At 47.4% G+C, this 25370-nt stretch carries 23 protein-coding genes; 11 read left to right on the top strand and 12 right to left on the bottom strand.

Going from position 1 to position 25370, the window contains the following annotated elements; genetic code table 11:
* Positions 1 to 44: 44 nt before the first annotated feature.
* Positions 45 to 827, top strand: a complete 783-nt coding sequence (locus SPHMEL_RS04520; RefSeq protein WP_042667528.1) for a sulfide-dependent adenosine diphosphate thiazole synthase — start codon at positions 45 to 47, stop codon at positions 825 to 827.
* 1 nt (position 828) lies between these two features.
* On the opposite strand, the gene SPHMEL_RS04515 is transcribed toward SPHMEL_RS04520, so the two are convergent.
* A complete protein-coding gene (locus tag SPHMEL_RS04515; RefSeq protein WP_232216814.1) occupies positions 829 to 1761 on the bottom strand; it encodes an acetamidase/formamidase family protein in 933 nt (310 codons plus the stop codon).
* 112 nt (positions 1762 to 1873) lie between these two features.
* Positions 1874 to 3247: an MFS transporter gene (locus SPHMEL_RS04510; protein ID WP_232216762.1), complete on the bottom strand. Its 1374-nt coding sequence runs from the start codon at positions 3245 to 3247 to the stop codon at positions 1874 to 1876.
* A gap of 107 nt (positions 3248 to 3354) precedes the next feature.
* On the opposite strand from SPHMEL_RS04510, the gene SPHMEL_RS04505 reads away from it, so the two are divergent.
* On the top strand, positions 3355 to 5427 hold the full coding sequence (locus SPHMEL_RS04505; protein ID WP_042667951.1) for a Sip1-related alpha-galactosidase: 2073 nt from the start codon (positions 3355 to 3357) through the stop codon (positions 5425 to 5427).
* A 396-nt stretch (positions 5428 to 5823) separates the two neighbouring features.
* Here SPHMEL_RS04505 and SPHMEL_RS07340 read toward each other — a convergent pair whose 3' ends face one another.
* From SPHMEL_RS07340 to SPHMEL_RS04490, 4 genes are all read right to left on the bottom strand, one after another.
* Positions 5824 to 5985, bottom strand: coding sequence for a hypothetical protein (locus tag SPHMEL_RS07340; protein ID WP_156915432.1), 162 nt, complete (start codon positions 5983 to 5985; stop codon positions 5824 to 5826).
* Positions 5955 to 6416: a hypothetical protein gene (locus tag SPHMEL_RS04500; protein WP_042667525.1), complete on the bottom strand. Its 462-nt coding sequence runs from the start codon at positions 6414 to 6416 to the stop codon at positions 5955 to 5957. The genes SPHMEL_RS07340 and SPHMEL_RS04500 overlap by 31 nt, the downstream gene beginning before the upstream one ends.
* 195 nt (positions 6417 to 6611) lie before the next feature.
* Positions 6612 to 6941, bottom strand: coding sequence for a hypothetical protein (locus SPHMEL_RS04495; protein ID WP_042667524.1), 330 nt, complete (start codon positions 6939 to 6941; stop codon positions 6612 to 6614).
* A gap of 5 nt (positions 6942 to 6946) precedes the next feature.
* Positions 6947 to 8734, bottom strand: coding sequence for a VirB4 family type IV secretion system protein (locus SPHMEL_RS04490; RefSeq protein WP_051401007.1), 1788 nt, complete (start codon positions 8732 to 8734; stop codon positions 6947 to 6949).
* Between the two features lie 103 nt (positions 8735 to 8837).
* Between SPHMEL_RS04490 and SPHMEL_RS04485 the strand changes: the two genes are divergently transcribed.
* Both SPHMEL_RS04485 and SPHMEL_RS04480 read left to right on the top strand, forming a co-directional pair.
* Complete coding sequence (locus tag SPHMEL_RS04485) at positions 8838 to 9101, top strand: hypothetical protein (protein WP_232216761.1); 264 nt, start codon at positions 8838 to 8840, stop codon at positions 9099 to 9101.
* Between the two features lie 22 nt (positions 9102 to 9123).
* On the top strand, positions 9124 to 11043 hold the full coding sequence (locus tag SPHMEL_RS04480) for an ATP-binding protein (protein ID WP_232216760.1): 1920 nt from the start codon (positions 9124 to 9126) through the stop codon (positions 11041 to 11043).
* Between the two features lie 467 nt (positions 11044 to 11510).
* Here the strand turns inward: SPHMEL_RS04480 and SPHMEL_RS04475 are convergent, their stop codons facing one another.
* Complete coding sequence (locus SPHMEL_RS04475; RefSeq protein WP_042667521.1) at positions 11511 to 12074, bottom strand: DUF996 domain-containing protein; 564 nt, start codon at positions 12072 to 12074, stop codon at positions 11511 to 11513.
* A gap of 113 nt (positions 12075 to 12187) precedes the next feature.
* Here SPHMEL_RS04475 and SPHMEL_RS04470 point away from each other — a divergent pair, with 113 nt between their 5' ends.
* From SPHMEL_RS04470 to SPHMEL_RS04445, 6 genes are all read left to right on the top strand, one after another.
* On the top strand, positions 12188 to 13780 hold the full coding sequence (locus SPHMEL_RS04470) for a PKD domain-containing protein (protein WP_042667520.1): 1593 nt from the start codon (positions 12188 to 12190) through the stop codon (positions 13778 to 13780).
* Positions 13781 to 13929: 149 nt separating this feature from the next.
* Positions 13930 to 14352 carry an archaellin/type IV pilin N-terminal domain-containing protein gene (locus tag SPHMEL_RS04465; protein ID WP_042667519.1) on the top strand — a complete coding sequence of 141 codons (423 nt, stop codon included), beginning with the start codon at positions 13930 to 13932 and terminating at the stop codon, positions 14350 to 14352.
* A gap of 42 nt (positions 14353 to 14394) precedes the next feature.
* On the top strand, positions 14395 to 15750 hold the full coding sequence (locus SPHMEL_RS04460) for a type II/IV secretion system ATPase subunit (protein ID WP_232216759.1): 1356 nt from the start codon (positions 14395 to 14397) through the stop codon (positions 15748 to 15750).
* Positions 15751 to 15755: 5 nt separating this feature from the next.
* Positions 15756 to 17171, top strand: a complete 1416-nt coding sequence (locus SPHMEL_RS04455) for a hypothetical protein (RefSeq protein ID WP_232216813.1) — start codon at positions 15756 to 15758, stop codon at positions 17169 to 17171.
* A gap of 56 nt (positions 17172 to 17227) precedes the next feature.
* Positions 17228 to 17584, top strand: a complete 357-nt coding sequence (locus tag SPHMEL_RS04450) for a hypothetical protein (RefSeq protein ID WP_232216758.1) — start codon at positions 17228 to 17230, stop codon at positions 17582 to 17584.
* Positions 17581 to 18348 carry a hypothetical protein gene (locus tag SPHMEL_RS04445; RefSeq protein ID WP_042667517.1) on the top strand — a complete coding sequence of 256 codons (768 nt, stop codon included), beginning with the start codon at positions 17581 to 17583 and terminating at the stop codon, positions 18346 to 18348. Before SPHMEL_RS04450 ends, SPHMEL_RS04445 begins: the two co-directional genes overlap by 4 nt.
* 544 nt (positions 18349 to 18892) lie before the next feature.
* On the opposite strand, the gene SPHMEL_RS04435 is transcribed toward SPHMEL_RS04445, so the two are convergent.
* The 3 genes from SPHMEL_RS04435 to SPHMEL_RS04425 all read right to left on the bottom strand — a co-directional run bounded on the left by SPHMEL_RS04435 (position 18893) and on the right by SPHMEL_RS04425 (position 21205).
* Positions 18893 to 19543, bottom strand: a complete 651-nt coding sequence (locus tag SPHMEL_RS04435; RefSeq protein ID WP_042667515.1) for a hypothetical protein — start codon at positions 19541 to 19543, stop codon at positions 18893 to 18895.
* 98 nt (positions 19544 to 19641) lie between these two features.
* Positions 19642 to 20472, bottom strand: a complete 831-nt coding sequence (locus SPHMEL_RS04430) for a mechanosensitive ion channel family protein (protein ID WP_084322152.1) — start codon at positions 20470 to 20472, stop codon at positions 19642 to 19644.
* 1 nt (position 20473) lies between these two features.
* Positions 20474 to 21205, bottom strand: a complete 732-nt coding sequence (locus tag SPHMEL_RS04425) for a DUF432 domain-containing protein (RefSeq protein WP_042667514.1) — start codon at positions 21203 to 21205, stop codon at positions 20474 to 20476.
* 393 nt (positions 21206 to 21598) lie between these two features.
* Here SPHMEL_RS04425 and thiI point away from each other — a divergent pair, with 393 nt between their 5' ends.
* The gene (gene thiI / locus SPHMEL_RS04415) at positions 21599 to 23047 is read left to right on the top strand and encodes a tRNA uracil 4-sulfurtransferase ThiI (RefSeq protein WP_042667512.1); all 1449 of its coding nucleotides are present in this window, start codon (positions 21599 to 21601) and stop codon (positions 23045 to 23047) included.
* A 2-nt stretch (positions 23048 to 23049) separates the two neighbouring features.
* On the opposite strand, the gene SPHMEL_RS04410 is transcribed toward thiI, so the two are convergent.
* Both SPHMEL_RS04410 and SPHMEL_RS04405 read right to left on the bottom strand, forming a co-directional pair.
* Entirely contained in the window at positions 23050 to 24330 is a 1281-nt protein-coding gene (locus SPHMEL_RS04410) for a replication factor C large subunit (protein ID WP_042667511.1), read from the bottom strand.
* 3 nt (positions 24331 to 24333) lie between these two features.
* Positions 24334 to 25323 carry a replication factor C small subunit gene (locus tag SPHMEL_RS04405; RefSeq protein ID WP_420865878.1) on the bottom strand — a complete coding sequence of 330 codons (990 nt, stop codon included), beginning with the start codon at positions 25321 to 25323 and terminating at the stop codon, positions 24334 to 24336.
* Between the last annotated feature and the right edge of the window lie 47 nt (positions 25324 to 25370).

The following is a 25370-nucleotide window of genomic DNA, read 5'->3' as shown; positions in this document are numbered from 1 at the left end:
CAAATTTATAAGTTTAACCTAGGATAGAAACAAGTGGTGAAACCATGAGCCTTGAATCCCATATAACCCGAGTCATATGGGAGGAAGCCTCAAGGGACTGGGTGGAGCTAAGCAGTTGCGATGTAGTAGTAGTAGGGGCAGGACCCTCAGGTCTTACAGCCGCTAAGTATCTGGCTGAGAAAGGATTGAAGACCCTCGTACTAGAGAGGAGGCTTAGCTTCGGTGGGGGAATAGGCGGCGGAGGAATGCTCCTCCACAAGACCGTAGTCGATGAAAGAGGATTAGGGATTCTCAGGGACTTCAATATAAGGTATAAGCCTTCAAGCATCAAGGGGCTATACGTGGTGGACACAGCAGAGTTAACAGCTAAGCTAGCCGCTGGAGCCCTTGATGCTGGAGCGAAGATCATACCAGGAATATCAGTAGAAGACGTCATTGTGAGATATAACCCGTTCAGGGTACAGGGAGTAGTAGTAGAGTGGAGCGCCGTCCAGTTATCAGGACTGCATGTAGACCCATTATTCATAGAGTCAAAAGCAGTCATAGATGCAACAGGCCACGACGCCGAGGTGTTGAGGATACTCGAGAAGAAGAACCCTGAGTCCAAGGTCAAGATACCCGGAGAGAAATCAGCATACAGCGAGAAAGCAGATGTAGACGTCGTAGAGTACACGGGGAGAGTGATCCCAGGCCTCTATGCTACTGGAATGGCGGTCGCAGCAGTACACGGCTTAAACAGGATGGGGCCAATATTCACAGGCATGCTACTCTCAGGGAGAAAAGTAGCCGAGGCAGTAATAAGAGACCTGGAATCAGCACCTAAGTAGCTTATTCAGGGCGTATCTCTGAGAGAGCCTTGAGCAGGGTATCGGGTTGAACAATATGCTTGGGTATCCTGGCCCAAGCTGTTTTCCTCGGATCCACTAGTTGACTCACACCAACGTCTACTCCAAGGCTTGCAAGCATGTATGCGTCAATCCAGTCTATTCTTAGAGCCCTTGATAAGGTTTCCACAGCTACTCTAGCCGCCTCCCTTAATGCATCATTGATACTGTCCATGGATACAAGTATGTAGAGTGAGCCACCGTAGTCTACAATAGGCCATGGAAGGGAAGTATTCTTCACTACACCCACTCTCACAAGGACCGAGCCCGATACCTCACATGCTGAAACACAGATCTCGCCGTGTCCCATTGACGCGTGGAGATCCCCGATGCCCAGCAAGCCTCCTTCGTGAAAAACCGGGAGGTAGACCCTTGACCCAGCTGTAATATACTTTGTATCAAGGTTCCCGCCGTGCCTCCCTGGAATCCCTGTTGAAGGCTTCTCATCACTGGCCACGCCTATAACACCGATCATCCTCCATGCAGGCAGCTTCAAACTCTTGAACTCCACGTAGTCACCGTTAACCATGCAGACCCTTGTCTTTGCCTTGTCAACTCTCTCACCGAGAACCCCTTCACCGGGCGCTGTTACAATTACTCCCCTCCCAGATACCTCGAGAGATAAGACATCAACTACGAGCACATCACCTGGACCAGTATCCTCAACGTAGAGAGGGCCTGTTGCAGGGTTTACCCTTGTGAAGTCTATTTTCTCAATAGTGTCCTCCTCGCTCTTAACTTGCCCCCCGAGGGCGTCGAGGGTTTTGAAGACAACTAGGTCGCCTGGCTTAACCCGTGCAACTGGTTCCAGCCCTGGATTAAACTCGTAGAATACATGTGATTCATCAATAACTACAAGCCTAGTCAAGTAATCCACCATTAATTAGTAATCAAAGCCGGAGAATAAATTTAACTTAACATGTGAACATCGATCATGAAATCTAAGGGCTAACTCTCCCCACGGTACTTTTAATTACTTTTTGATGATTTTAATTCCGTGAGGGGAAAAACGCTTGACTACCGACTCTCTCTGCTAGTGCTTTCCTTAGTTTCTCCTTGTCGCGCTTGTATGTTTTGAAGGCTGGTAGCCATAGTAGTGCGCACGGTATCCATAGAAGGCTTACCAGTAGCAGCCCGTAGTACATGCTTTCAGACTTAGTTAAACCCGTTGACTCATAGTACGCCATGAATGCGGCAGCTAGTGTGGGTCCTATTGCTGATCCTATATTGTCTGTTATATTGAAGAGCCCGAAGACTGTTCCCCTGTGCTCTGGAAGCGTGATCTCGCTTAGTATGGCCGGGACGTTTGGGGCTGAGAATGTTACGAACACCATTCCAAAAACTCCGAGCATGATCACCGGGAGCAGAGCTGTGAAACTTGAGTCGCCGTATGGATAGGGGTAGCTGATCAACGATATTACTGTGAAGGTTCCAGCTATGATGCCTATGAAAGGTATTATGAGCCTGGCTTTCTCAAAGCCCTTCCTGAGTAGAGCATCCGATAATACCCCACCCACGAAGTACCCAATCATCATTCCTATACCTGAAGTGAATATTATCAGGGTCGCTACTCCCGCATCTAAACCCCATTTCTCCTGGAAATAAGTGGGGGCCCAGTAAGGTATGGCACCCCATGGAAAGGTCCCTGGAACACCCTGGAGGTAAATAAAGATCAATGTGGGTGTCATGGTTACAGCAGTGAGAAACTCCCTCAGGTTTATCCTGAACCTGTACTCTAATCCAGCCTCGTATAACCTCCTTATCTCAGGCTCCCCGTAGCCTATCTTCACCTCTTTAACAAGCATTAAGAATAATGGTATAAGGATGAAGTTAGGAGCTGCTGCCAGCATGAACGGGATTCTCCAGGTTAAACCAGCGGAAAGGACTATACCAGTCATCAACATCCCTATGAGCACGCCGAAACCACTGCTGAAGTTGTAGATGGCATATCCTGTCCCCCTTTTCTCAGGAGGGTAGAGGTCGGCTATGATCGCCCTAGCTACTGGTGCGGCACCGTTTATACCTATCCCGGTTAAAGCGCGGAGGAAGAGCATCTCGTAGTAGTTCCTGGCGAAGCCTGTGAGGAAACATGGGATCTCGCCTAGCAGTACAGCTGTCGCGAAGAGCGTTCTCCTGTTTAGTTTATCTGCCAGGTATCCCCAGATGAATGTTGTAGCTATGCCTACAAATGTTGGAACTGTTGCCAGTAGGCCAGCGTAGAACCAGAAGTTGGGGGTTCCAATCCCGGGTATCATGCCGTCTTCCTCGAGGATTTTAAGCATTGGTGCTATAAGGTTTTGATCCGCGTATAACATGGTGAGAGATAATGCCATGAATAAGATCACTGTTTTCCCATGGCTCATGTTATCCACCATGATAAAATCTAAGTATATACTTGTAAGGAATGTATATAAGTTTAACGCTTCATCACTAATAATCATGTATAACTTGTGGGGGTATCGCTGGCTTGATGATCAAAGGAGTAACCATACATTATGCTGATGGATCAAGCGAGGACTGCAGTCAAATCGAGACTGGTGAAAACCATTACATGTATAAATGTGTAAACGGTATCGTGACGTTAAGGAATGAGGACGGGGTAGTTTCATTATCGGCCAGTACAGTGAAGCCCTTGAGTAGCCTCATAGCTCTTGATATATGGCTAGACCTAGAGAATGACTCGAGGATACTTGTATTGACAACGCATCCCGATGCTGGATCCATGTATGCCTCTGCCTTCGCATACTATAATAAGCTAGCTATTGGTGAGTCTCCTTCAGTCGAGAAGCCGCCTGATAACCCTGATTACCCACCTAGGTTCACTATGATAGATCACTTCTCATACATCAGGAGATTCCCTTGCTGGAGCTATCCGGTAATAATCCAGGGCTTCGATGAGATACCATTATACAGTATATTTGCTGTATACATGCGTAAAGGAGAATACATTATATTACTTCCCCTGCTAGGCTGCTCATTCACAGTTTACCTTGGACCTGGACCCAGGTTAATGGTATTCACTGGGAGAGAAGTCTTCGAGCTCCCAGAGACCCCTGTCCTCATAGCTGGGAAAGGCTTGAACCTCTACAGGGTTATAGAGGAAACAGTAGCAAAAGCATCAAGGATCACTGGCTTCAGGCTTAGAAGGGAGAAGCGTCTCCCCGTCTTCATGAATGGGCTTGGATGGTGTTCATGGAACGCGTTCCTAACAACCAGGTTAACCCATGACAACGTAGTTACAGTTGTATCTAGGCTCCTCGGGAAAGACATCCCATTGAAATGGGTTTTAATAGATGACGGATGGCAGGATGAGGAAGTGGTATCCGTACTGCAAGTGAGAGCGTTGAAGACCCTTAACACGGATAGGTCTAAGTTCCCAAGAGGCCTCAGCAACACTGTCTCCATGTTGAAGAACATGGGGATTAGGTATACCGGTTTATGGCACACTATTAACATTCACTGGGGAGGTGCAGAAGAAGAAGTATTCAGAGAGCTGGGTTCCAACGGGTATAGATCACCTGTTCTTAAAACCCTTATCCCGCAACCGGAGCTAGGGGATGCGTATCGCTTCTACAAGGGGTTCTATAAATGGGTGGGGAAGCAGGGATTCAACTTCGTCAAGGTTGACAACCAGTGGTCTGTGCATGCATTATATCTGGGCGACAAGGCCTCAGCCGAGGCCTCTAGGAGCATTGAGCTTGCCCTCCAGCTTGCTGCCGAGGAGAATGGGCTCGAGGTGTTGAACTGTATGTCTATGGTGCCTGAGAACTACTATAGCTTCCTACTGAGTAACGCGGTGAGGACCTCTATAGACTATGTCCCCTTCTGGAGAGGCGGCGCGAAACTCCACGCATTCTTCAATGTGTATAATTCACTCTTATTCAGCCATATAGCCTATCCTGACTACGATATGTGGGTAACGTATGACCCATACGCCAGGCTACACGCTGTCCTCAGGGTGTTCAGCGGTGGCCCAGTCTACATAACTGATGGAGACCCCGATAGAACAGATAGGGAACTCCTCGGGAAAATAGTGTTGCCGGATGGATCCATTACAAGGGTAGATGAGCCTGGTTTACCAACCCTAGACATAGTCTTCAGGGATCCCTACAATGAGGAGGTCTTGTTAAAGATCGCTTCAAAGATAGGTTTCTCAACGGCTATAGCCTTATTCAACATCAATAGGAATGAAAAGAGGATCAGTGATAAAGTAACAGTAGACACTCTTCCATACATTACGGAGGCAGAAGCATACGCCTATTACAAAGTATTCACAGGTGAAACAGGCGTCATAGATAGAAGCGGAGAGGTGCACGTGGAGCTGGAACCATTGGGCGTTGAAGTACTAATACTGTCACCGATAATAAACAATAAAGCCGTGATAGGGTTGGAGAATTACCTGCTACCACCAGCCACGGTGGAATCCCTGATTCTACCTGGTGAAATACTCGTCAAGGCCAAGGCTAAGGGGCGAATACTATACTATAAAGACGCGGGCTTCGCAAGGAAACAGGTTGAAGCAGGCGAGACAGTAAAGATCTAGCTTATGTTTTCTTCGATTTAAACCCACAATTTCTGTCTAGTAATTCAAGTAGTTCATTGAGGTACGGCATATCGTTTCCTCCAATCATATCGCTCCATACCTTTTTGTTTCATTAAGACATAAAGAGATACAGCTCGACACAGAAAGCTATAATCTAATGTTTCTACCCAAGTTCACCAGGCGGAATTTATATCGCCAGATGAATACAGGTGCTGAAATCTTTTTGTGTGTTTAGAGGAGGGGTTTATATGGGTTGGCGGGCTGGGTGGAGTCCTCTAGGTGAAACCATGAACATAGTATAATTAGAGCGAACAACTAGGGAGAAACAGTAGTATCCTTTATTATTCTAATTTCTACTAGTCCCCTGAGAAGACTGTTATGTACGTGAAAAACTCTCTAGGGAGCTGGGCCTGAAGGCGAGTTTATGATGATGCCCGGTGTCTCAGCTCTCCTTAGCGATGCTAACCCGGCTAGTGTTAAAGCATATATAAATGCTGCCCTCAAGTGTGGTGAATTCCACTCATAATTCAATGACTCGAGAAGTATTTCAGTGCCCATAGTATTTCATCTATTATAGTATATATGAGTAGCAGCAGGGACTCCGGGTTCGACTTGTTCGCTATATACTCCTGGATAACTGTATCTCTTAGTCTAACCCTGTATACAATCACTCTTTCACCATCACTTCTCCCTACTACTGGTTTACCTGTATATTCTACACGGGTGATGGTGTACTTGCCGGGTAAGTCGTGTAGCTTCCTCGAGATTAATGGAATCCTGAGCTCGCCGTGTCTAGCTGGCTTATGGTTTAAGGCGATTACTGTTATGGAGCCGGGTTCATTAATGTATACATCCTCTACACCGAGCTCCCCGAGGGACCCGGCATTAATTAGCTGTACAAGGTATCCTTTCACCAGTACAGTGAGCTCCTCCAAGTCTCCCTGGATGTCGGGATACGTGTTCAAAGCCTGCTCGATATTTATACCCATATTCCCGACCCATAAGATCTATATTTTTCAAATCTTTTTAAATATTTTGACCGTGAAATATATATTAATATATATTGACGCATTTAAGTTCGTAAACAATATACTATGGCAACCCAGGTCCAGGAATCAGTTGGCAACAAACTATAAACCCTGGGGCTCTACAAGTTCATGGAAAGCCCTAGTAGAGGCAAAGCCTCATCCTTTAGTGCGGGGAGCCGTTGACGTTGATCCCCTATGGCTTAACCAATTCCACCGGTAAATGGATATTAAAGAGTAGATGTAAGCCGTCAACATGTTCTCTAGGGTCATTGTCTTCCCAGAGTATACTATACTAGCTATTGTCATAGACATCATTAACAAGCCGGTTGCAAGCGCGCCTAGGGAACCGCTTGTAAGCCACGCGTGTAGCATGAGTATGCCTGGGATCAGGGTCACCGTGTTCCTCAGCTTCAAGGGGCCGATCAGCTTTTCATCAAGCACCGATGCCTCCTCAAGGTATATGAAGTCATGAAGCCTCGCCTCCATCCTACTCACCTACTCGTGGAGAATAACCCGAGTTCCTCACTAGTTGCAAGCACCTGTATAAATAGTCTCTTACCACCTGTCTTCAGCAAGCCGTAGCCTGGTGGAGCGTTTATAATGGTGTTTACCTCCGCATCGCTCAAGCCATATATCTCCCTTAATATATTCCTCCCCTCCTGCTCCTGCCTTAACACTAGTACAGTGGCTGATTGCTCCAGGATACTCCTGCCCTGCGGGGTTCTAGCGAGATCCTCTGCTCTCTGGGTTATATAGATGAATGCAACTCCATGCTTCCTTCCCCTTCTCGCGATGTTCTCCAGTAGCCCCATGAGAGATGGGGTTTCGAGGAACAACCATGCTTCATCAATGAAGAAAACCGATCTTCCTGTTTTAGAGAGTAGCTTATTGTACGTATATACACTGATAAGCGAGCTTATAAGCGCTTTCAAGCGCCTAGATCTAATATTCTTCAACCCGAATATAGTCGACCCCCTTAGCTCTGGGAGCCTCCCCCTGTACACATGGATATCGGGTGGTGCTAATGCTCCCTTGAGGAAGCCCTTTAACTCCTTGTCGCCGATGACTTCTATAAAGCTCTCTAAGTCAACCACTCTATCACTCTTAACGAATAATTCCCTCCTTAGAACACCTTGTAGCCTCGGGGGTATAGCGTAGAGCTCTGAAAGCACGTCGGCTACTTGGCCTAGTTCTAGGAATCCTTCTTTAAGTAGTCTAATGGGATCTAAACCCAGCTCCTCGCCCTCAGTGATCTCCACTGGTGTTGCATCAAATACCCTTGAAGCCCTCGTATACTCTGACTCTGGGTCGACACCAAAGTAAACTACACCCTTGTCAAGCTCCCTAAGCCTCTTCAAGTATATTTTGATAGTCATTGATTTACCGGCTCCCGAGACCCCTAGCACAACGAAGTTAAGGTTAGGTTTGCTCCAGAGATCCAGGATTACGGGACATCCAGAGCTTGAGACCCCGAGGAATACGCCCCGCTCATCCCTCACCTCCTCGTCCACTAGGAAGAAGAATGGTTTAATGGAGTAGGTATCCGTATATTTCTTCTCGAGCCCGGCGAGTAGCCCACTCGTCTTAAAGTAGTATAGATCCAGCTGCATGTAGGGGGCCTCAGCCTCCAGGCCATGCGTCTTCAATAAGTCTCTTAACTCTCCAGCCTTATCCTCTAGTGTCTTGTAATCCCGTGCTATCATAGTGAGGAGTAAGTGGAACTCATAGAGGTCTGCGCCCCTGATTATCCTCGAAGCTAGTTCCCCTGCGAGCTCTACACTGGCTTCCTCCCTAGCCCCCAGTATACCTAGCCTTCTCTTCCTCACCGAGTCAGCTATATGGATGGCCCTGGAACGCGGGATCCGTTTAAAGACTAATACAGCTTCATCACTAGAGGAGAGGAGCATGTATGTGAAACCCTCCGGTAGCTTCAATGGATACCTGTAGACAACGTATACTCTGGCCATCCTGCCATCCTCGAGTGAGAGTGTCCTAGGATTCATTAACCTAACTGCTCTCGGCCTCTTAGGTTCCTCTCTCGAGGCATTGAAGAATGAGAGGTTTACTCCGGGTGGGGCTAATGCATAGTACTTGTATTGTGCTGCATCTATAGAGTAGGCTCCATACCTGTACTCCTCAGTGATCCTCCTGGCTAGTAGCACTCCCTCCTTTATCACGGACATCATTGAACTCCATTCCTCGAGAACCAGGTCTCTCTCAGCATCGGTGAGGTTGAAGAATGACACGCCTGTGAGCCTCCACCATACATGGTTATACATTCCGGGCACCACACCTATACTGTAGGAGGGAGTCAAATAATCAGGGCCCTACACGGTATGCTCCTTATTTAACTCGTCTACGACACGTAGTATGGGTGGGATAATGGATCTCGTGTATCAATTACTCTACTCCCTACCAATAACAGTGACCCCTGAGCCACCGCCCGGCATAGGTGAAGCCGTCTCAAGGGTGCTCAGCTGGCTCTACTGGCTCTCATGGGTCGCAGTGCTCGGAGCAGGCTTCTATGGCGTCTTAAAGATCGTGACTGGTGACGGTGATGAAGGGAGAAGGTTTATCATCAGCGCTATCGTGGGAGGAGTACTACTAGCCTTCCTCTGGCTGATACTATCCGCTCTTATCTCATAGCGTCTCAGCCAGCGTGATACCAGTGCAACTATACCATGTATTCCCCAGGATCGGGGAGAAGCCGGATCCCAGCGCCCTGGGCTACAGGTTCACTTACTGCCTGTTGAACACCGGGGGAAGCCTAAGGGTATTCATCGCCACTGAGCTACCTAGGGATTCTCTCAGTAAATTCATGGATGTCAGGGAGTATAGTGTACAGGAGTTGATCGGGGAAACCGGCCTAGAACTATATGTTTCAGAAGCGAGGTTGAAGAATAGAAGGGATTTCTGGCTGAGAGACACGGTTATACTGGATCCACCGAGCATAGCGTCTTCTCTTGGAAGGCCTGGGTTGATGTGTATAGGGTTCTCCAGGGACACCGTGTTAGATGAGATATTCTTCTCGAGGGCTCGTGGGTTATTGAAGGCTAGAGGGACCCGTGGAGGCAGAGCGGAGGCTGAGACCATCCTTGATAGGGCTAGGAGGGGGCTATGGACCCTGAGGATAATGGGGGCGGCAAGGGATAGGATTACCCTTGGGTTGATCGAGGAGAAGTATTCCACGGCATCTTACACAGGCTTTAAATGGGTTAGGCATATTGCCAGAACTCCTGGTGAACTATGGGGGTACCTGAAGCCGTTGGAGACTGGTTTCTGGACCCGAGTTTTCCCCGGGGATATACCAGTTGTAACCAGTAGTAGGGTGTATGATATGATGGTTCTCCCTGATCCAGCTATACACAATGTTGAATTCGCAAGGAGGAGCCTTCTGCCAGAGGCTGTACCAGTTAGAAGCGGGGCCGATTGCTTCAGGATAGGCTCTACCCTTAACGGGAGGGAGGTAAGGCTCTGCATGAGTGACCTCGAGAGGCATGTCTACGTTATTGGCCAAACCGGTAGTGGTAAGACTAGTTTCCTTAAGCTTCTGGTTCACAGGGTGTATGAAACTGGTGGGGCCTCTATCATTGTGATAGATCCCCATGGAGATATGGCTTTAGAGCTAGGCAGTGAGATATCCGGTTCACTACTCTATGACCCGGTCGACAACCCGTTCAGTATCAATCCTCTCGACCTGCCTAAACACAGGGATAGGGATTACGCTGTATCAGTCGCCATAGACATACTCCTTGATATCTTCCGCGAGGTTTTAAAACTAGTGAACACGGCTGTGAACGTCAGGTACTTGCTTAGAGTCGTCTTGAGAGCTCTGTACTCAAGGAGTGATTCACCCACTATGGCGGACCTATATAATACTATACTAGGACTGTATGATGGTAGGGTTACACTGGGAGATCTAAGTGACTACGAGTGGAGGCGCCAAATAGGGGTGCTCAGGAGTATGCAGAGGCAGTCCCTTATCTCGGCATTATCGAGGCTGGAGCCGTATGCCAGGGATAGATTTCTCAGGGAGTTAACGAGCAGGACCAGTGTGGACTTCGAGGAAATGATGTCACCTGGATCACTGACATTATTCTCCATACCCAAGGCGGTTGTAGGAGGAGATTTAGCCAGGCTGATCGCCTCGACAATAGTTATCAAGACATGGTACGAGGCACTGGCTAGGTCGAGGCTGGGAAAGCCCAGGACACCCGTGTTCCTCATCATAGATGAGTTCCAATTTGTCTCCGATCTCCCATTAATAGACATTGTTTTCTCAGAGGCTAGGAAGTATGGTTTACATCTTGTTGTAGCCCATCAGCACACTGGTCAAATACCTGGTCAGCTAATCCAATCGGTACTTACTAATACAGGTGTGAAACTGGTGTTCCAAGTGGCTGGTGAAGACGCTGAGAAACTAAGCACCATCGATGCCGACTTCGCCAGACTACTCCGCAGAACCCTAACATCCCTGTCAACAGGTATGGCCGTATTAAAGATAGCTGGAAGACCTGGAGAGCAGCCTCCACCACCATTAATTGTTAAACTAGATTACCTCGGGTCCACCGGGTTGAAGCCGGGTTAGCTGACGGGGTTCAGGTCTTTATATATAGGTTTATATAAATTGGTTTCATCCCCTCGTTTTTGTTCCCCCTGTATCCCCTTTGGGCTTGCATACGGCTTAGGGGCGTTCACAGGTACCCTACATCTTGAATTAAGGAATAGGTTTATGCATGCGATTACATTACTTCAATAAAAGAATTCAATAGTAAACCTATATGAAAGCAGAAACAACATAACGAGGCTCCTCATCCTGAGGGGCGAGGACTCTATTCCTGCTGGAGCTTTCCTCATTTCTTCGGGTGTCCCTCACTGGGGCGGCATCACTTGTTCAGGGCCCACCGTCAGTCTGCGGGCGGTGCACAGCGAGTCTAGGAGACAATGAGCTGTACACCAACTCCAAGTATTGCTGTCTAGCAAAAAGCTTACAAACAAGCTCCACGCCTTGAAAGACGAGGCCTCATGAAGCTGTGAACCCCGGAAAAAAGCTCTTTAAGCTAGTGCCGGAGGTGCCTGCACTACCTGCTCCTGGGCTGGCTGTGGTGGCTTCAAGCTGAAGAAGGCTACTGCGGCTATTATCCATGCTATGAAAATCAGTATTAATCCCACTATTATGATCGTCAAAACAGCCCCGATCAATAATAATAGCCCTGCTGTCTCCAGGAGCTTCTCACCTGATTTAGTTGCTAGGAGATCAAGGGACTTCTTGTAGAATAATGCCTCTAATACTAGGATGACAAAGTATACCACGATGAAAAGTAGTACTGTACCAATTACTCCTCTCGCCATGTGCAGTGGTATACTGGGAGCGAAGGTTATTACGATCCCTACTATAGATATTGCTACAAACATTATTGTCACTAAACCTATTACACCGATTATCACGGCATATAAGGCATTCCTGAATATACCCTCCTCCCTGTATGTATCTGAGAGACCCCTCAACCCTATTAGTAACAGTATTAATCCCACTAGCGTCAGCAACGGGATAAAGACGCCTATTGCCATGAGGATTGATCCTATTCCGGCCAGTATCCTACTCGAGTCAAACTCCATTTCCCTTACCTCACTTATATATTAGATCTGTTCTAGACTTAATATAGCCTTATATAGGGCCGTGACGCACTGATTATTTCACTCCAGGAAGCATTCCTTCTCCAGGGATCTCTATGGATATGTTGTCTAGTTTACTAGGATACCTCGACTGGATTCTATGGGCTTTAAGCATTAGTGTTATAATAGTCTCAATCATCAAGCATGCCCTAGGACACAGGGACTCCGGGGCCTGGTTCCTCAGGGGTGTAGCCGGGCTACTCCTAGCTGGCTTCTCCAGCATCTTAGTTAACTCCCTCTATAATACATCGCAGGACATATTAGGGCATGCTCCCTACGGCTGGATCCTCTACGCGTCTTCACTGGGGCTCGTACTAATTGGTGGATTATATATTGCCATGGGCAGGATCGGTGAAGGCATCTCCAGTATTCTAGGGGGCATCCTCCTCATCGGGGTTGGGTTGATGGGTATTTACCTGGGCAGCAGCCTCCATGGAGACTATGGCGGGCCACTCTATGTCTACCTCTACACTGATAGGCAGGGCTATTATGTCGGGGAGGCAGTCGGCCTCTCGGTCTTCATCTCCCCTGGGATCAATGGTGCCTCCTATACTGTTTCATGGGGTGATGGGGTTGTTGAGGAGTTCGATGACGGCTCCTCCTTGAGGCTCAACCATGTCTATAATTCAAGCGGGGCATACGTGATACGGGTTAATGTGAACAGTAGTGGTTTAACAGGCTTTAATAGTATCGCTGTAAGTGTCTCGGATAAACCGTGGACGCCTCCATGGCCTTTCGACATAATAGTCTCCCCTGTAACCGGGTTCTTCAGCATGTTCTGGCAGGTTGTCTCAACACCCTTCAACCTTCAGTTGCTCACTACATCTCCCAGGCTTGAGGAGGGGTCGGCTGAATGGGGTCTCTATGAGTTAACGCTCTCCATCTCGATGAGTGGGCTAGGCCTCTACCTGGGGTTCAGGCTACTCCAGGCCGTCTTCGAGGGTGAGCCGAGAGGCTTCATCGATGTTGTTAGAGAAGCCTTGATAGTCGTTCTCCTATCTCTTACAGCCCCCTATCTCCATAATGCCTCGGTTGACATGCTTAACGCTCTCTCCCTCAAGGTGGTTGAGGGTGTTGATCCAATGCCTTCTATAGCCTCGATACTGGCACTTATATCAACAGGAGTGGCGCTCGGCTTCTTCATACCTGTAGCAGCGAATTTAGCCGTTGTATTAACCATTATGCTTGCCTCAGCCTCCGCGCTAGTCGTGATCAGGCACTGGCTCATACTCACCATAACAGTTTCAACACCAATACTGGCAGTCGCATACCTCCACCCGGCTCTACGTGGGGCAATGAAAAGGGTAATAGGACTCTGGGGCAGCCTGGTTCTCGCGGGCCCCTTAACAGCAGTGTTCATGAGGACCTGGAGCACTCAGGTCGGTGTAGCAGGGCAGGCTTTAACCAGTGTATTCATATATATGATACTACCCAATATAATAGGATTACTGGGTGGAGTGGGCCCGGTGATCACGAGGAGTGCCAGCATACTATTATACACCGTACTCAGAGCAATGAGAACAATAGAGGAGAGGAGGCAGACTAGAACACAGGGGTTGCAAGCTGTGGCAAACACGCCTCAAAGAATAAGATTGTTAAATCCGTATCAATCCAGGGTACCATCATGGAGAACCAGGGATACCAAATAATAAATTAAGCCAGCAACTTTAAGTTCCACAACTCAATGACCCTATCAAGCTTCTTTTCCGCAAGAGGTGTTGGAAGACCTATAATCCAGAAATGGTTATCGAACACTCCTTATTTGACTCCTACCCTTAGATCGACTCGTGGTGGTTGTATGAGGCGTGGGGTCAAGGGTATTAGTGAGGTCATAGCTGTAATAGTAATGATATTGATCGCTGTAGTTGCCGCATTCGGCATCAAGTCCTACATCGATTACCAGAGCACTAAGCTTCCATCAACAGATATGGCTGTGGCCAGGTATAGTATTACATATGGTTCCCCCGGAATCGGTGTAATCACATTGGTTGTCAGCAACCTATTACCCTCAAGCATTAGCGTTAACAGTGTAACCATAGTATTCTCCAACGGCTCCACTTATACACCACCATTAACGCCCCAGGTAGCCAGCGGTAAGAGTGATGTCCAGCTAGTATTCACAGTGCCTCTACAAAATGGTGTCACAATATCGAGGATACTTGTCAACGTGACTGATTCAGCAACCGGGCGTTCGCAAGTCGTCTTCGCCACAGGAGGTTAAGCCCGGCTTACCATTAATTTTTTCTCCACAAGGTGACCCTGTTTGCACACATCCTTCAAGCCCTCCGAACCACTATGTGGAGACATTGGTCGATGCTGGCCCGGATCCAGTGATCCAGGGGAGAATGGGATCTCCTCCCGGGACACTGGTATGATTGTCGCAGAGTACCGTGTTGGAGGCTACATGGTTAGGCTTGTGAAACACGGTGATGGAGTATTCAGATATGAAGCCAGGTTACTCGTGGATGAAGAGCTAGTAAACCTAGTTAAGTCGAGGCTTAGAGACATTTTGCTCCACATACGTAGAGGAGTCCCGGTGACTGATGTAGCATCAATGATCCTGGGGATCCCCAGGGAGAGCAGCCCCCAGGTTGAATACGTATTGAAGATGATCCTCGGCTACAGGGTTCTCCAGGTGTTACTTGATGATCCATACGTCGAGGATATATCAATAACGGGGCCCGGCACCATATGGGTTAGGCATAGGTTGGCCAGCATTGATCCAAGGGTAGACTTCATAGAGACTAATCTCAGGGTTGAATCAATAAGAGAGCTTGTGGAGCTACAGCAGTTAATAGCATTAAAGTGTAACACTTATATCTCGGCTTCTAGGCCAATAGTGGATGCACAGCTACCAATCGAGGATGGCGGTCACAGGGTACACCTTGTATCACCTATAGTGGCATACCAGCATCCAGAGATAGTTGTGAGGAAGAGGCCGGGTAAGCCACCCTCAATTGATGAGCTGGTGAAGGAGAAAGCGTTGCCCTTGGCTGTTGCAGAATACTTTAAGTTACTGATAAATAAGAGAATGAGCCTCATAATAGCCGGGCCCCCGGGTTCCGGTAAAACAACACTGCTTAGATCCATACTCTACTCATATATCCCGTTGGAGTGGAAGGTAGTCATCATAGAAGATACTGGAGAGATAGATCCACCTCCGGGTAGTGCCTGGGCAAGATACACTACTGTTGAAACAGGTAGCGTCAGAGTAGACTTGTTCACACTGGCTAAAGCAGCTTTGAGGTCCTCAGCCACCAGGGTGATAGTGATAGGTGAGACGCGAGGCTCTGAGGCGCAGGTGCTGGTGCAGGCAATGCTCTCCGGGATGAGTGGTTTAACAACATTTCACGGCGGTACCCCTAGGGAGGTGGTGACCAGGCTGATCTCCCACCCTATAAGTCTTACTCCAAGCCAGGTCGGGATGTTCACGGCTGTAGCGTTCATGGGCTTCTCAGATAACCCTAGGAGGATACTCACCCGTGTAGTAGAGTTAACATATGACCCCGGGAGAGATAGCGTGGAATACAGTGATATATGGGTTAGGGAGAGGGATGGCTTAGACATAACGCTAGAAGAGATCCTCAAGCGAAGCCGCAGGATCGGTGGGGCCCTGTGAAGAGGATGCTCGGGAGACTCATAGATAAAGTAGTCGATTATTACAGAGGTTGGACGGTGTTTCTTGATGAAGGGTTAGAGGAGTACTTGGAAGCCCCGTGGAAGCTGAAGAGTGCTATAGCGGTAACACTCGAAGGAATCCTAGTGATCCTCTTAACCTCAGCGTCACAGAGCCCGGGCACTCTAATACTTACAGTGGTACCACTATTGATCATTATTGCCTGGCTTCCAGTACTTGATAAATTAGCGGAGGCCAGGGGGATTCATGGACTCGTGGACAAGGAGCTGGCTTTCTTCATAGTCATGGCTTCGGCTACTTGTAGAACAGGTCTCGAGCCATTGGAGCTACTTAGATACGTCTCCGAGTCCAGGGTATTCAAGGGGTTCAGGGTAATCGGGGAGAAATTCACTTGTTTGGAAAAGATTATTGGAGTAGGAGATGCACTCCGAATTGTCTCCTCGGTTTTAAAGGGGATGGCTAGGACATTCTTTATAGAGTACTCCAGTGCGCTGTCTACTGGAACCGTTGTAGAGTATTTGATGAGGAGTGCCGGTGAAGCGGTTAAGGATGCCTGGAGTGGGCTCTCGAGGATTGTTGAGAAGAGGAGCGAGCTGGGAGTCTTAATAGCCGTGGTTGCATCGGTTATACCAGCATTAACCGTCGGCTTCACGATTCTAATGGATGCATATATATTATACTACACGTTGATCCCAATCCCAATCCTAGGAGTAGTGGGATCCACTATTATACCTAACTACCCTCTCCCATTCAAAGTACTCATCGAGAAGAGTGTCGGCAAAGTGTTATCACTGATGTATATTGTTGGGGTAGTGCTCTTAACATACCCATTAACATATATGGTGTTAACGGATAGGATGATGGAGAAGACGATCCTGTTATACCTAGGTGCTGCATCAATGATTCTTGGAGCACCAGGCTTCACACTGATTCTCACAGCCCTGTTTAAGACGTTTGAATTAAGGAATGTGCTTGAAGACGTCTCAGTAAATGTTAGAACGTATAGGTCACTCATATTTGTCGATGACGAACTCCTCTCACACCTGGGCTCAAAGCCTATACGTACCTGGTTAATAGATTATGTATGTGAGACCCTTAGATTCCATAGATCACTCGGTGAGGTAGAGCCAGATGTCTACACCTTGTTCACGGTTTTCACCAATGACCTGCTGAGAACTCTACGCTCATACCTAGCCGGCCTGACAATAATGATTACAGCCATACTATCCACTCCGTTCCTGATTAAGACTCTCTTAACCATAGCCCCATTCACATCAATCACACTGCAGGTAGCCTATTCAAGCATTCTCGCCACGGGATTCATTTCTTCAAAGTTAATGCTTGGAAGAAACATTAGTACACTGGTACCTGGACTACTAGTATTCATCTACGGGCTTCTATGACTCCTTATTAGACTCTAGTAGAGTAGCGCCTTGAGGAGGTGTCGTATACGAGGGGGTTGAGCAATATAGTGTCCTCAATACTTCTATTATTAGCCATAGTACCAGCCCTAGTATACCTGGTTAACACCGGCTTAACAAGTGCATCAATAGCCATGGAGACACGGATAGCGGCGAATCATGGATTACTCTACCTGGTTAGAAGCAACGAGGGCTACAGGGTCCTCATATATATTGGGAAACCCCCTGGCAAGCTATACCTGTATGATTCAACCGGTGTCAGGATAGATCTACTGGCTAAATGCGGTTTCACGGAGTCAAGGACATGCATATATCCAGAGCCGCTAGTGCTCAAGCCCCCGGTCTACATGTACATTGATGGAGTAATAATAGCTGGGGTGGTGGTCTCACCATGAGGCTCCAGGTCGAGGTATACGGTGCTATAGCTTTAACACTATTGTTAACAGCCGGGAGCGGGCTATACATAGGCTTGATTAAGCAGGCCGAAACTATTCTAACCGAGCTGAACAACTATGCAAGCGATGAGGCGTCAAGGAGTAGTGAGAAATTATTCTTCAGGCTCCACGGTGACACTGTGATAATAGGTTCCAGCACATATACTATCATTAGGGATATAGTAGTCTACAACTCGACGAGCATAATCTACGAGGATCACTCAGTAGATATAGCAATAGAGCCTGGTTCAAGCATTAATTATACATTACCGGGTAGCGTGGCTGATTCACTAGTGAATGATAGAGCCGTCCTAGGCGTGTTTACTGAAAGAGGTAATTTTATAGCATGGAGTCTTGCCGAGGCAGAATACATGTCACAAGTCTTCACGGGCTTCAGGAATACCAGTATCTACGTGGTAAACATTTCCACTTCAAGCCCTCATGAGGCATTGCTAGTCAACTACACGGGAAGTGGTATACTGGTGGAGCTCGTAGTGTACACGTATAGCTCACGTATAAACATAACGAGAATACTGGTCGACGGGATCCAAGTGAACAATGCCCCGATACTGGTTGGCAGCACAGGCAGTATGGTGCCGGCGCAATTCTCAACCCTACCACTCATGTTCCACACCGTGTTCACCAGGAGTATAGAGATATACGGTATTACGTATATCTCCGGGATGATTGAAGTCATCATTACAGTAGCCTGTTGCGGGTTCTAAATCCTTTCTAATTTGGATATTTTTGGATGTGTTTATTCTCTTGGCGTCTTCACTTGTTTTCCTTTGATGACTATTACCTTTTACTTTTCTCCCGGTATTCTCTGGGTGGGTATACGGGGTATTCCCCCGCTGTGAAGGGTGACGCCAGATGAAGCGGGGGAATTAGACATAAGGGGTGAAGCAGGTAGCCAGAAATATCTACAGGTAATCACAGGTATTCACCAGACCCGAGCCCCACCCCTAACTAGGGGGTTTAGTCCTGATATGGGTTGGTGCTGGTTGATGCCGTTCCCCCATTTCTTTTCCCCTGAATCCCTTCTCGGGCCTGCATTCGGCTTGGGAATGTTCAGGGTAATCTCCTTTAAGTGCCAACAAGAACTCTAGAAGATCTGGCAAAGTATATTTACATGAGAAGAAAAGTATACGTAGTAGTCGTAGAAGATCAATATCAACAACCATAAACCAATGTGAAAAACAAAAATAATAGTTAAAGACGCTATAAGCTGTAGAACCATGGCCATAGCTAGAGGAATAACTAGGAGTACTACGCCTTTGTCTCACTATATAGCATTACCAACTCGTTCGCTAGCCATAGTACTTTAACCCAGTCCTCAGCTTCTATTTTAATGCCTAGGTCTTTCAATGTCTTTGATAATTTATCCAGTATTAATTTGGAGATTTTCTCGTTTTTCTTGTTTATGAAGGCCTGTTTTTCAAGTAGCTTCTCTATGTCCTTAACAGCTTGGCCAATGCATTCAAGCCCCTTTACTGCATGCTCCTTGCTAAAGAATAGTGAGGCAAGATATAGTTGATTAATGCATTTCAGTGGTGTATTCATCACTGTTGCAGGATAAATATCCTTAATTGAGGGGGTCGGGGATAACATGTATATATCGGCCTCGATCACTTTAGGGTCGAGTCCAGGCTGCGGTTTACTACACTGGATATTTAAATATGGCTCCCGGTAGACGATTACACACCGGACTTCCCCCTCTACAAGTAGTTTAGAAGCGAGTATGGAATTATACTTGTTTCCCAGGTCGTTGAGAAGCGATAATACATCACTTAATGATTTATCACGTATACTTGCCACCAACTCTAATTCAAAGTATTCGAGTACATAATTTAGAGTAGTGAAACCGGTTGCATACAAATCTTCCTTTATATGTTCCTGAACCTGGTGAAGCATTGACATATAGTGAACACCAGCCTTATCAATAATACTGACTCCACTTAGTCATCTAGAGGCATCGGGTTTTAAGCCACTGGGCTACTTACTGGTTGGTCCTAGATTCAGGGGTGTCCTAAACCATATTGAGAGCTGGGGAACGGTATCTCTATGCCAGCGTTTGACACGGCTTTCACTATTAGCCAGGGCAGGTCCTTCGCAGCCTGATAATAATACTGCCTTGGCACCCAAGCCCTTATAGTCACTAGTAATCCGTTATCGCCTGCCGATGAAACAAATATGTCCGGGGAAGGCTCAACTAGTGTATAGGGATATTTGTCGATGACTTCCCTTATTACCTTGTATGCTTTCTCGATATCTTCACCATACGCTATCGGCACCGTGATCTCAATACGCCTAGCCATGGTCTTACTGTAGTTCTTCAACATTGAGGAAAGCAATAAGTTATTAGGAACAGTGACAATTATGCCATCCCAGGTCATTATCCGTGTAAACATTATTGAAAGGGAGATCACCTCCCCGCTCACACTGCCCACCTCCACAGCATTACCTGGCTGAACAACTTTTTCAGCCATAATATATAACCCAGCGAACACGTTGGCTAACACTGGCTGAAGGGCAACACCAACCACTAGACCAGCGAATCCGCCTGCCAGCATCAACCCTGATACGTCTATGCCAAGCGAGGTGAGAAACAATACTATGAGTATGAATAGGAGTGAGTAATATATGATCCTCAGCACAATAATGGTTATCTGCCTTGGGTATAGCTTTAGGAGAATCCTTGATGTAATCCTTGTAATGATCTTGACCACTACGTAGCCAACCGCTAATATAATCAGTGCGATGAACACCCTTAAGGCCAGGTCTCTACTCAATCCTAGAGATGTGAAGGCATTGATTACTGTTTCCAGTATCCATGAGAAATTAATCATCTCATAAACCCCATATCATCTCTGTTTTCCAAGCTATTATAGGGATAGGCGGGGGCCTTAGTTCAGCTGGAACATCAGCCTTCAAGTAACCCTGGGGCGGCTGGATCCTGGGATACATTATTTCCCCGATATCCCTGCTCTTTACAACCATCCTTATCTTACCAGCGTAGCAGTTGAAGGTATTTATTTCATAGTAGAGGGGCATATAGGATGCATCCACAAGTATCTTGGAGACTGTGATTGAATCCCCTAATTCGTTTACTACCTCAGCCTCAACTAGGCATTCCCCGGGTTCAACGCTTGTTTTCCCATTGTAACTCATGCTTCTCCAGTGCCTGCATAAGATCCCGCTTACCTCCTCGAGCGATGCAAGGGGACCATATAGTGTGTACTTATAATAATTGAGCAACGGGGCAACATCTATCAGCTTATAGAAGTCTCTTCCAACCATGAATACGCCTAGATCCACCGGGATCTTGATGAAGAAGCCTACCGAGGAATTTGGAGGGACAACTATTCTATCAACCAGCTCCACGAGCATATACTTTGTGTTGAAGCCCGGTATGTAGAGGGAGTGAATAGGTTCCGCGACGATACTATGCTCTCCCTGCAAGTCAAACGATACAGTTATGGAACCGTCCCTGCTCATCCTACGATACCTGCTCCTAGCTCCATCATATTCTATAATGTTATCCCCAATATTGATCCTACCACTTACCCCAATACCATACATTCCGAGAGCCCCGTAGTCTCGGCGAATCCCGTGCACTGACACTAAAATCTAGAAAGCTAAATATTAAGTCTTCGATTGCTTTTTAGTTTTCACATTTGGTTTATAAGAGTTGGTGTAGTTTCTCATTTCGTGCCAAGATTTATAAACTAGGAATAGGAAATGGTAGATAACATAGTGTGGATACATGGTGAAGGGCTTACAGCCCTCCCAAGGAGCCCTAGATGCATGATGTCCTAGGGTCGCTTTGAACATTCCCAAGCCGAATGCAGGCCCGAGAAGGGATTCAGGGGAAAAGAAATGGGGGAACGGCATCAACCAGCACCAACCCATATCAGGACTAAACCCCCCTATGAAACATTATCGGAATAGTGGCATGGGAAGGGTTGAGAAGAATTGCCGACATACCTTATTACAGTAGCTGGAGAAATACCTTTGAGATCCAAGAAGACTAGGTCGAGGCTCTACTACAGGCTCATCGATAATATAAGGAGGAGGCTTGCCCGGAGAAACATCACTCTGCAAGTAGCCAAGGTAATTGATGCCAAGATATTTGTTGAGACACAGGTCGAGGCTCTACAGGAGTTGAGCAGGGTATTCGGGGTCCATAGAGTATCGGAGGTCCAGGTGCTGGAATTCAGGGATCTTGGTGAGCTAGCCAAGGAGATAGCGTCTAGGACGATAGAGCATGTAAGGGATAGGAAGTTTGCTGTGAGGGTGAAGAGGAGTGGAAGACACGGATTCACATCCCTCGACGTAGCCAGGGAGGTGGGAGCATTACTGAAACCGTATTCGAAGGGCGTGGACCTGGAGAACCCGGATATAGAGGTAGAGGTTGAGGTCAGGGGTAATAAGGCATACTTATACAGCAATGTCGCTATGGGTCCCGGAGGTCTTCCACTCGGATCAAGTGGGAGAGCACTAGTCTTGTTTTCGGGTGGCTTTGACTCTCCTGTAGCAGCGTGGATGATTGCTAAGAGGGGGGTGGAGGTCGACTTCCTACACTATGTAATGGGCTCCAGCGAGGTCTCTCGCCAGGCATTCAGCGTGGCAAGGAAGTTATCCGAGGAGTGGCTCAGCAGCTATAACCCGAGGTTTATAACAGTTGATTTTACACCTCTTATAGCCGAGATAGAGGAGAGAATAGAGTGGAGTTATAGGCAGGTGGTTCTCAGGGCATTAATGTACATGGTTGCCGACAAGATAGCTACGGAGCTAGGATACAACACCATCGTAACCGGTGAGGCCCTTTCACAGGCATCCAGCCAGACGCTTGCCAACCTGGTTGCGGTAGAGAGTGCTGTTTCACCGAGGAGCATTATATTGAGGCCTCTAATAGGCTTTGATAAAGAGGAGATCATAGAGTATTCGAGAAGGATCGGGCTATACGACTACTCTTCCAGGGTTGCCGAGACGTGTGCAATAGCTCCAACACACGTGGTTACCAGGATTTCCAGTGAGAAGCTTAAATCATTAATTGAGAGGCTGGACGTGAGGCTTGTGGAGAGGATGGCGGGAGAGTACAGGGTGGTAGATGTATTCTCTGCAAGTCCTGAGGAGGCTGTACCAGGCTATAGTGAGGAAATAGATTCGATACCAGGCGATTCAATAATCATAGATGTCAGGAGTTATGAGGAGTATAAGAGGGATGCGTTACCGGGAGCAATTCATCTAAGCATGGTTGACTTCAACAATCTACCCAGAGATAAGCCGGTAGTACTTTATTGTACAACAGGGGGGATCAGCTTACTCTTAGCGAGGGAGCTCCGCGGTAAGGGGTTTAAGGCGTATAGCCTACGCGGGGGCTTAGCAAGATATAGGGCTGGCTTGGAAAAGACGCGGTGATCCTACTTGCTAACCCTGCGCTTCTTAATATAGTTCAACACATCCTTGGCTCGGGGGCCAGCCAGCCACTCCACAACTTCACTGGGTAGTCTATAGCTCTCGGCAAGTTTAGCAGCATATCTTGGATTGCTCCTGAAAATCACCCTTAGAAACGGTATTACATCACTCTTCACTACAGCCTTACTGGCAAGTATGTGGCTGGCTAATTGCTCGGCTAGGGCTTCCCGGATCTCCCTGGACTTCTTTGTCTCGCTCATCAGCTTGATTCTCTCGGGTTGCTTGAAGGGCTTCCACCTATACCTATATGTCTTCCTCGCGAATGCAACACCAGGTCCCATCATGTCTAATGCGTAGGTTAATAGATCCCAGTTATTGGTTTTAATTATCCTTCCCATGTATACGTCAGCCTTGCTTAATGCATCATAGGCTCTCGCGATCTCCTCTAGGTCCTCATAGTATGTTGGTATATGCTCGTTAATCCATACCATGAACTCGTCGGGGGTTAAATCAGTTGAGGTTGGGGCTTCCCTAGCCTGGAATATATACCTGGAGTTGAAGAGTTTCTGTAATGCCTCGTACGGTGCATAGGTTCTATCCCTGTATGTTGAGAATGATTTCACTAGCCCAAGAGTGATTCTTTCACTGGCTCCAGCCGTAGCTTCTAAATCATTTATAGCGCTTCTTAAGTCGCCCTCACTCCTCTTAGCTATCTCATCGAGGGCTTGATCCTCGCATACCAGTTTCTCAGCACCACATATCCTCTTCAACACTGTTACAACGTCTCTTGGAGTAAGTCTCTTGAAGGCTATCATCTCTGAGAGCTCTCTAAGGGGGCGTAGCATCTGTGAATACGGGTTATTAGCCGTCATTATTATCGGGTTAGCAGAAACCTTGATTACCTCCACCAGGGCTTCTACGCCACCGGCATCCGCCCTAACATCCATCCCATCGACTTCATCAAGCAGTATTATCTTCCTAGACCCGGTTAATGCTCCCGAGCGACTTGCTAATTTAACTATTCTCTCGATATCCTCCTTCCGCCTTGCGTCACTGGCATTCATCTCCAGTAACTGGTAGCCCTTACTCCTGGCTAGGGCCTCTACAAGGCTCGTCTTGCCGCAGCCTGGAGGACCATGAAGTAATGCTGCCTTCTTACTAGGCTTCCCCTTCTCCCATAAGCTGAGCCATTCCAGTAGCTTTGACTTGGCTTCATCCTGATTTACTACCTCGTCAAGGGTCTTGGGCCTATATTTTATTATCCACGGTACTCTCTCCTGGCTCAAGGGCTACCCCGTCTTGAATTTCTTACCTATTAAAGCTAGCCTGGCTAGAAACGCGTTCAACTGTATCTCGTCATCGGCTCCCTCGACAAGCCTGAACTGTATTTCACCAGCTAGATCAGCTATTAACACCCTTATCTCATCCGGTATTTTAACATCCTGACTGAATATCTCTCTATGTATCTGCTTCACAACGTCGAGGCCGCTGAGCCCGTATTCGATCATCAAGGTTCTTAACTTATTCCTGGCTTCCGTGAAGTTGCCCGCTAGTGCTGTATTTATCATCTCTCTGACTTCCCTGGGATGCGCCATCCCTAGTACCTTGTAGACGGCTTCCTCGACTACCTCGCCTAAGGCAGCTGCTGTCTGCAGGATGTTTATGGCCCGCCTCATATCACCCTCTGATAGCTCATATATTGTTTCAAGCGCTTTCTCAGCGCATTCTATCTTCTCAGCGTTGCATATATATTTCAACCTCCCTACAACATCCTCCCTGCTTAGCGGTGAAAACCTGAAGATGGCTGTTCTACTTTGAATAGGCTCTATGATCTTGCTTGGGTAGTTTGCCGTCAGAATAAACCTTGTTGTAGCACTATACAGCTCCATGAGCCTCCTCAGGGCTTGCTGAGCATCAGCCGTCATGTTATCGGCTTCGTCGAGAAGCACTATTTTAAATGGTACATCACCGACGACTCTAGTCCTTGCGAACTCCTTAACCTTACCTCTTATAACCTCTATCTTCCTCTCATCCGACGCGTTTAACTCCAGCATATACTTCCTATAGTCGTCGCCGTAGAGATCATGGGCTAGGCAATGAGCTATGGTGGTCTTACCTGTGCCAGGAGGTCCAGCGAAGAGCATGTGGGGTATGTTCTTCTCCTCAACGAACTTCTTCAGCCTGACAACTACTTCCTTCTGATTCACTACCTCGTCGAGTGTTCTAGGACGATATTTCTCAGCCCACAATAATTCTACTTCCTCACTCAAACTAGACACCTAAAGGCTTCATTATTAGGTATAATGTGGCTAGGATATTAAAGGGA

The sequence above is a fragment of the Desulfurococcus amylolyticus Z-533 genome (assembly GCF_000513855.1).
In the GTDB taxonomy this organism is placed as follows: domain Archaea; phylum Thermoproteota; class Thermoprotei_A; order Sulfolobales; family Desulfurococcaceae; genus Desulfurococcus; species Desulfurococcus amylolyticus.
This window is presented reverse-complemented; position numbering and strand designations above follow the sequence as displayed.

Bases quoted from the DNA above. Each gene is read 5' to 3' on its own strand.
- SPHMEL_RS04520 (WP_042667528.1), top strand. From the start codon at position 45: ATGAGCCTTGAATCCCATATAACCCGAGTCATATGGGAGGAAGCCTCA.
- SPHMEL_RS04510 (WP_232216762.1), bottom strand. From the start codon at position 3,247: ATGAGCCATGGGAAAACAGTGATCTTATTCATGGCATTATCTCTCACC.
- SPHMEL_RS04505 (WP_042667951.1), top strand. From the start codon at position 3,355: ATGATCAAAGGAGTAACCATACATTATGCTGATGGATCAAGCGAGGAC.
- SPHMEL_RS07340 (WP_156915432.1), bottom strand. From the start codon at position 5,985: ATGGGCACTGAAATACTTCTCGAGTCATTGAATTATGAGTGGAATTCA.
- SPHMEL_RS04500 (WP_042667525.1), bottom strand. From the start codon at position 6,416: ATGGGTATAAATATCGAGCAGGCTTTGAACACGTATCCCGACATCCAG.
- SPHMEL_RS04495 (WP_042667524.1), bottom strand. From the start codon at position 6,941: ATGGAGGCGAGGCTTCATGACTTCATATACCTTGAGGAGGCATCGGTG.
- SPHMEL_RS04490 (WP_051401007.1), bottom strand. From the start codon at position 8,734: ATGTATAACCATGTATGGTGGAGGCTCACAGGCGTGTCATTCTTCAAC.
- SPHMEL_RS04485 (WP_232216761.1), top strand. From the start codon at position 8,838: ATGGATCTCGTGTATCAATTACTCTACTCCCTACCAATAACAGTGACC.
- SPHMEL_RS04475 (WP_042667521.1), bottom strand. From the start codon at position 12,074: ATGGAGTTTGACTCGAGTAGGATACTGGCCGGAATAGGATCAATCCTC.
- SPHMEL_RS04470 (WP_042667520.1), top strand. From the start codon at position 12,188: ATGGATATGTTGTCTAGTTTACTAGGATACCTCGACTGGATTCTATGG.
- SPHMEL_RS04465 (WP_042667519.1), top strand. From the start codon at position 13,930: ATGAGGCGTGGGGTCAAGGGTATTAGTGAGGTCATAGCTGTAATAGTA.
- SPHMEL_RS04455 (WP_232216813.1), top strand. From the start codon at position 15,756: ATGCTCGGGAGACTCATAGATAAAGTAGTCGATTATTACAGAGGTTGG.
- SPHMEL_RS04445 (WP_042667517.1), top strand. From the start codon at position 17,581: ATGAGGCTCCAGGTCGAGGTATACGGTGCTATAGCTTTAACACTATTG.
- SPHMEL_RS04435 (WP_042667515.1), bottom strand. From the start codon at position 19,543: ATGTCAATGCTTCACCAGGTTCAGGAACATATAAAGGAAGATTTGTAT.
- SPHMEL_RS04430 (WP_084322152.1), bottom strand. From the start codon at position 20,472: ATGATTAATTTCTCATGGATACTGGAAACAGTAATCAATGCCTTCACA.
- SPHMEL_RS04425 (WP_042667514.1), bottom strand. From the start codon at position 21,205: ATGTATGGTATTGGGGTAAGTGGTAGGATCAATATTGGGGATAACATT.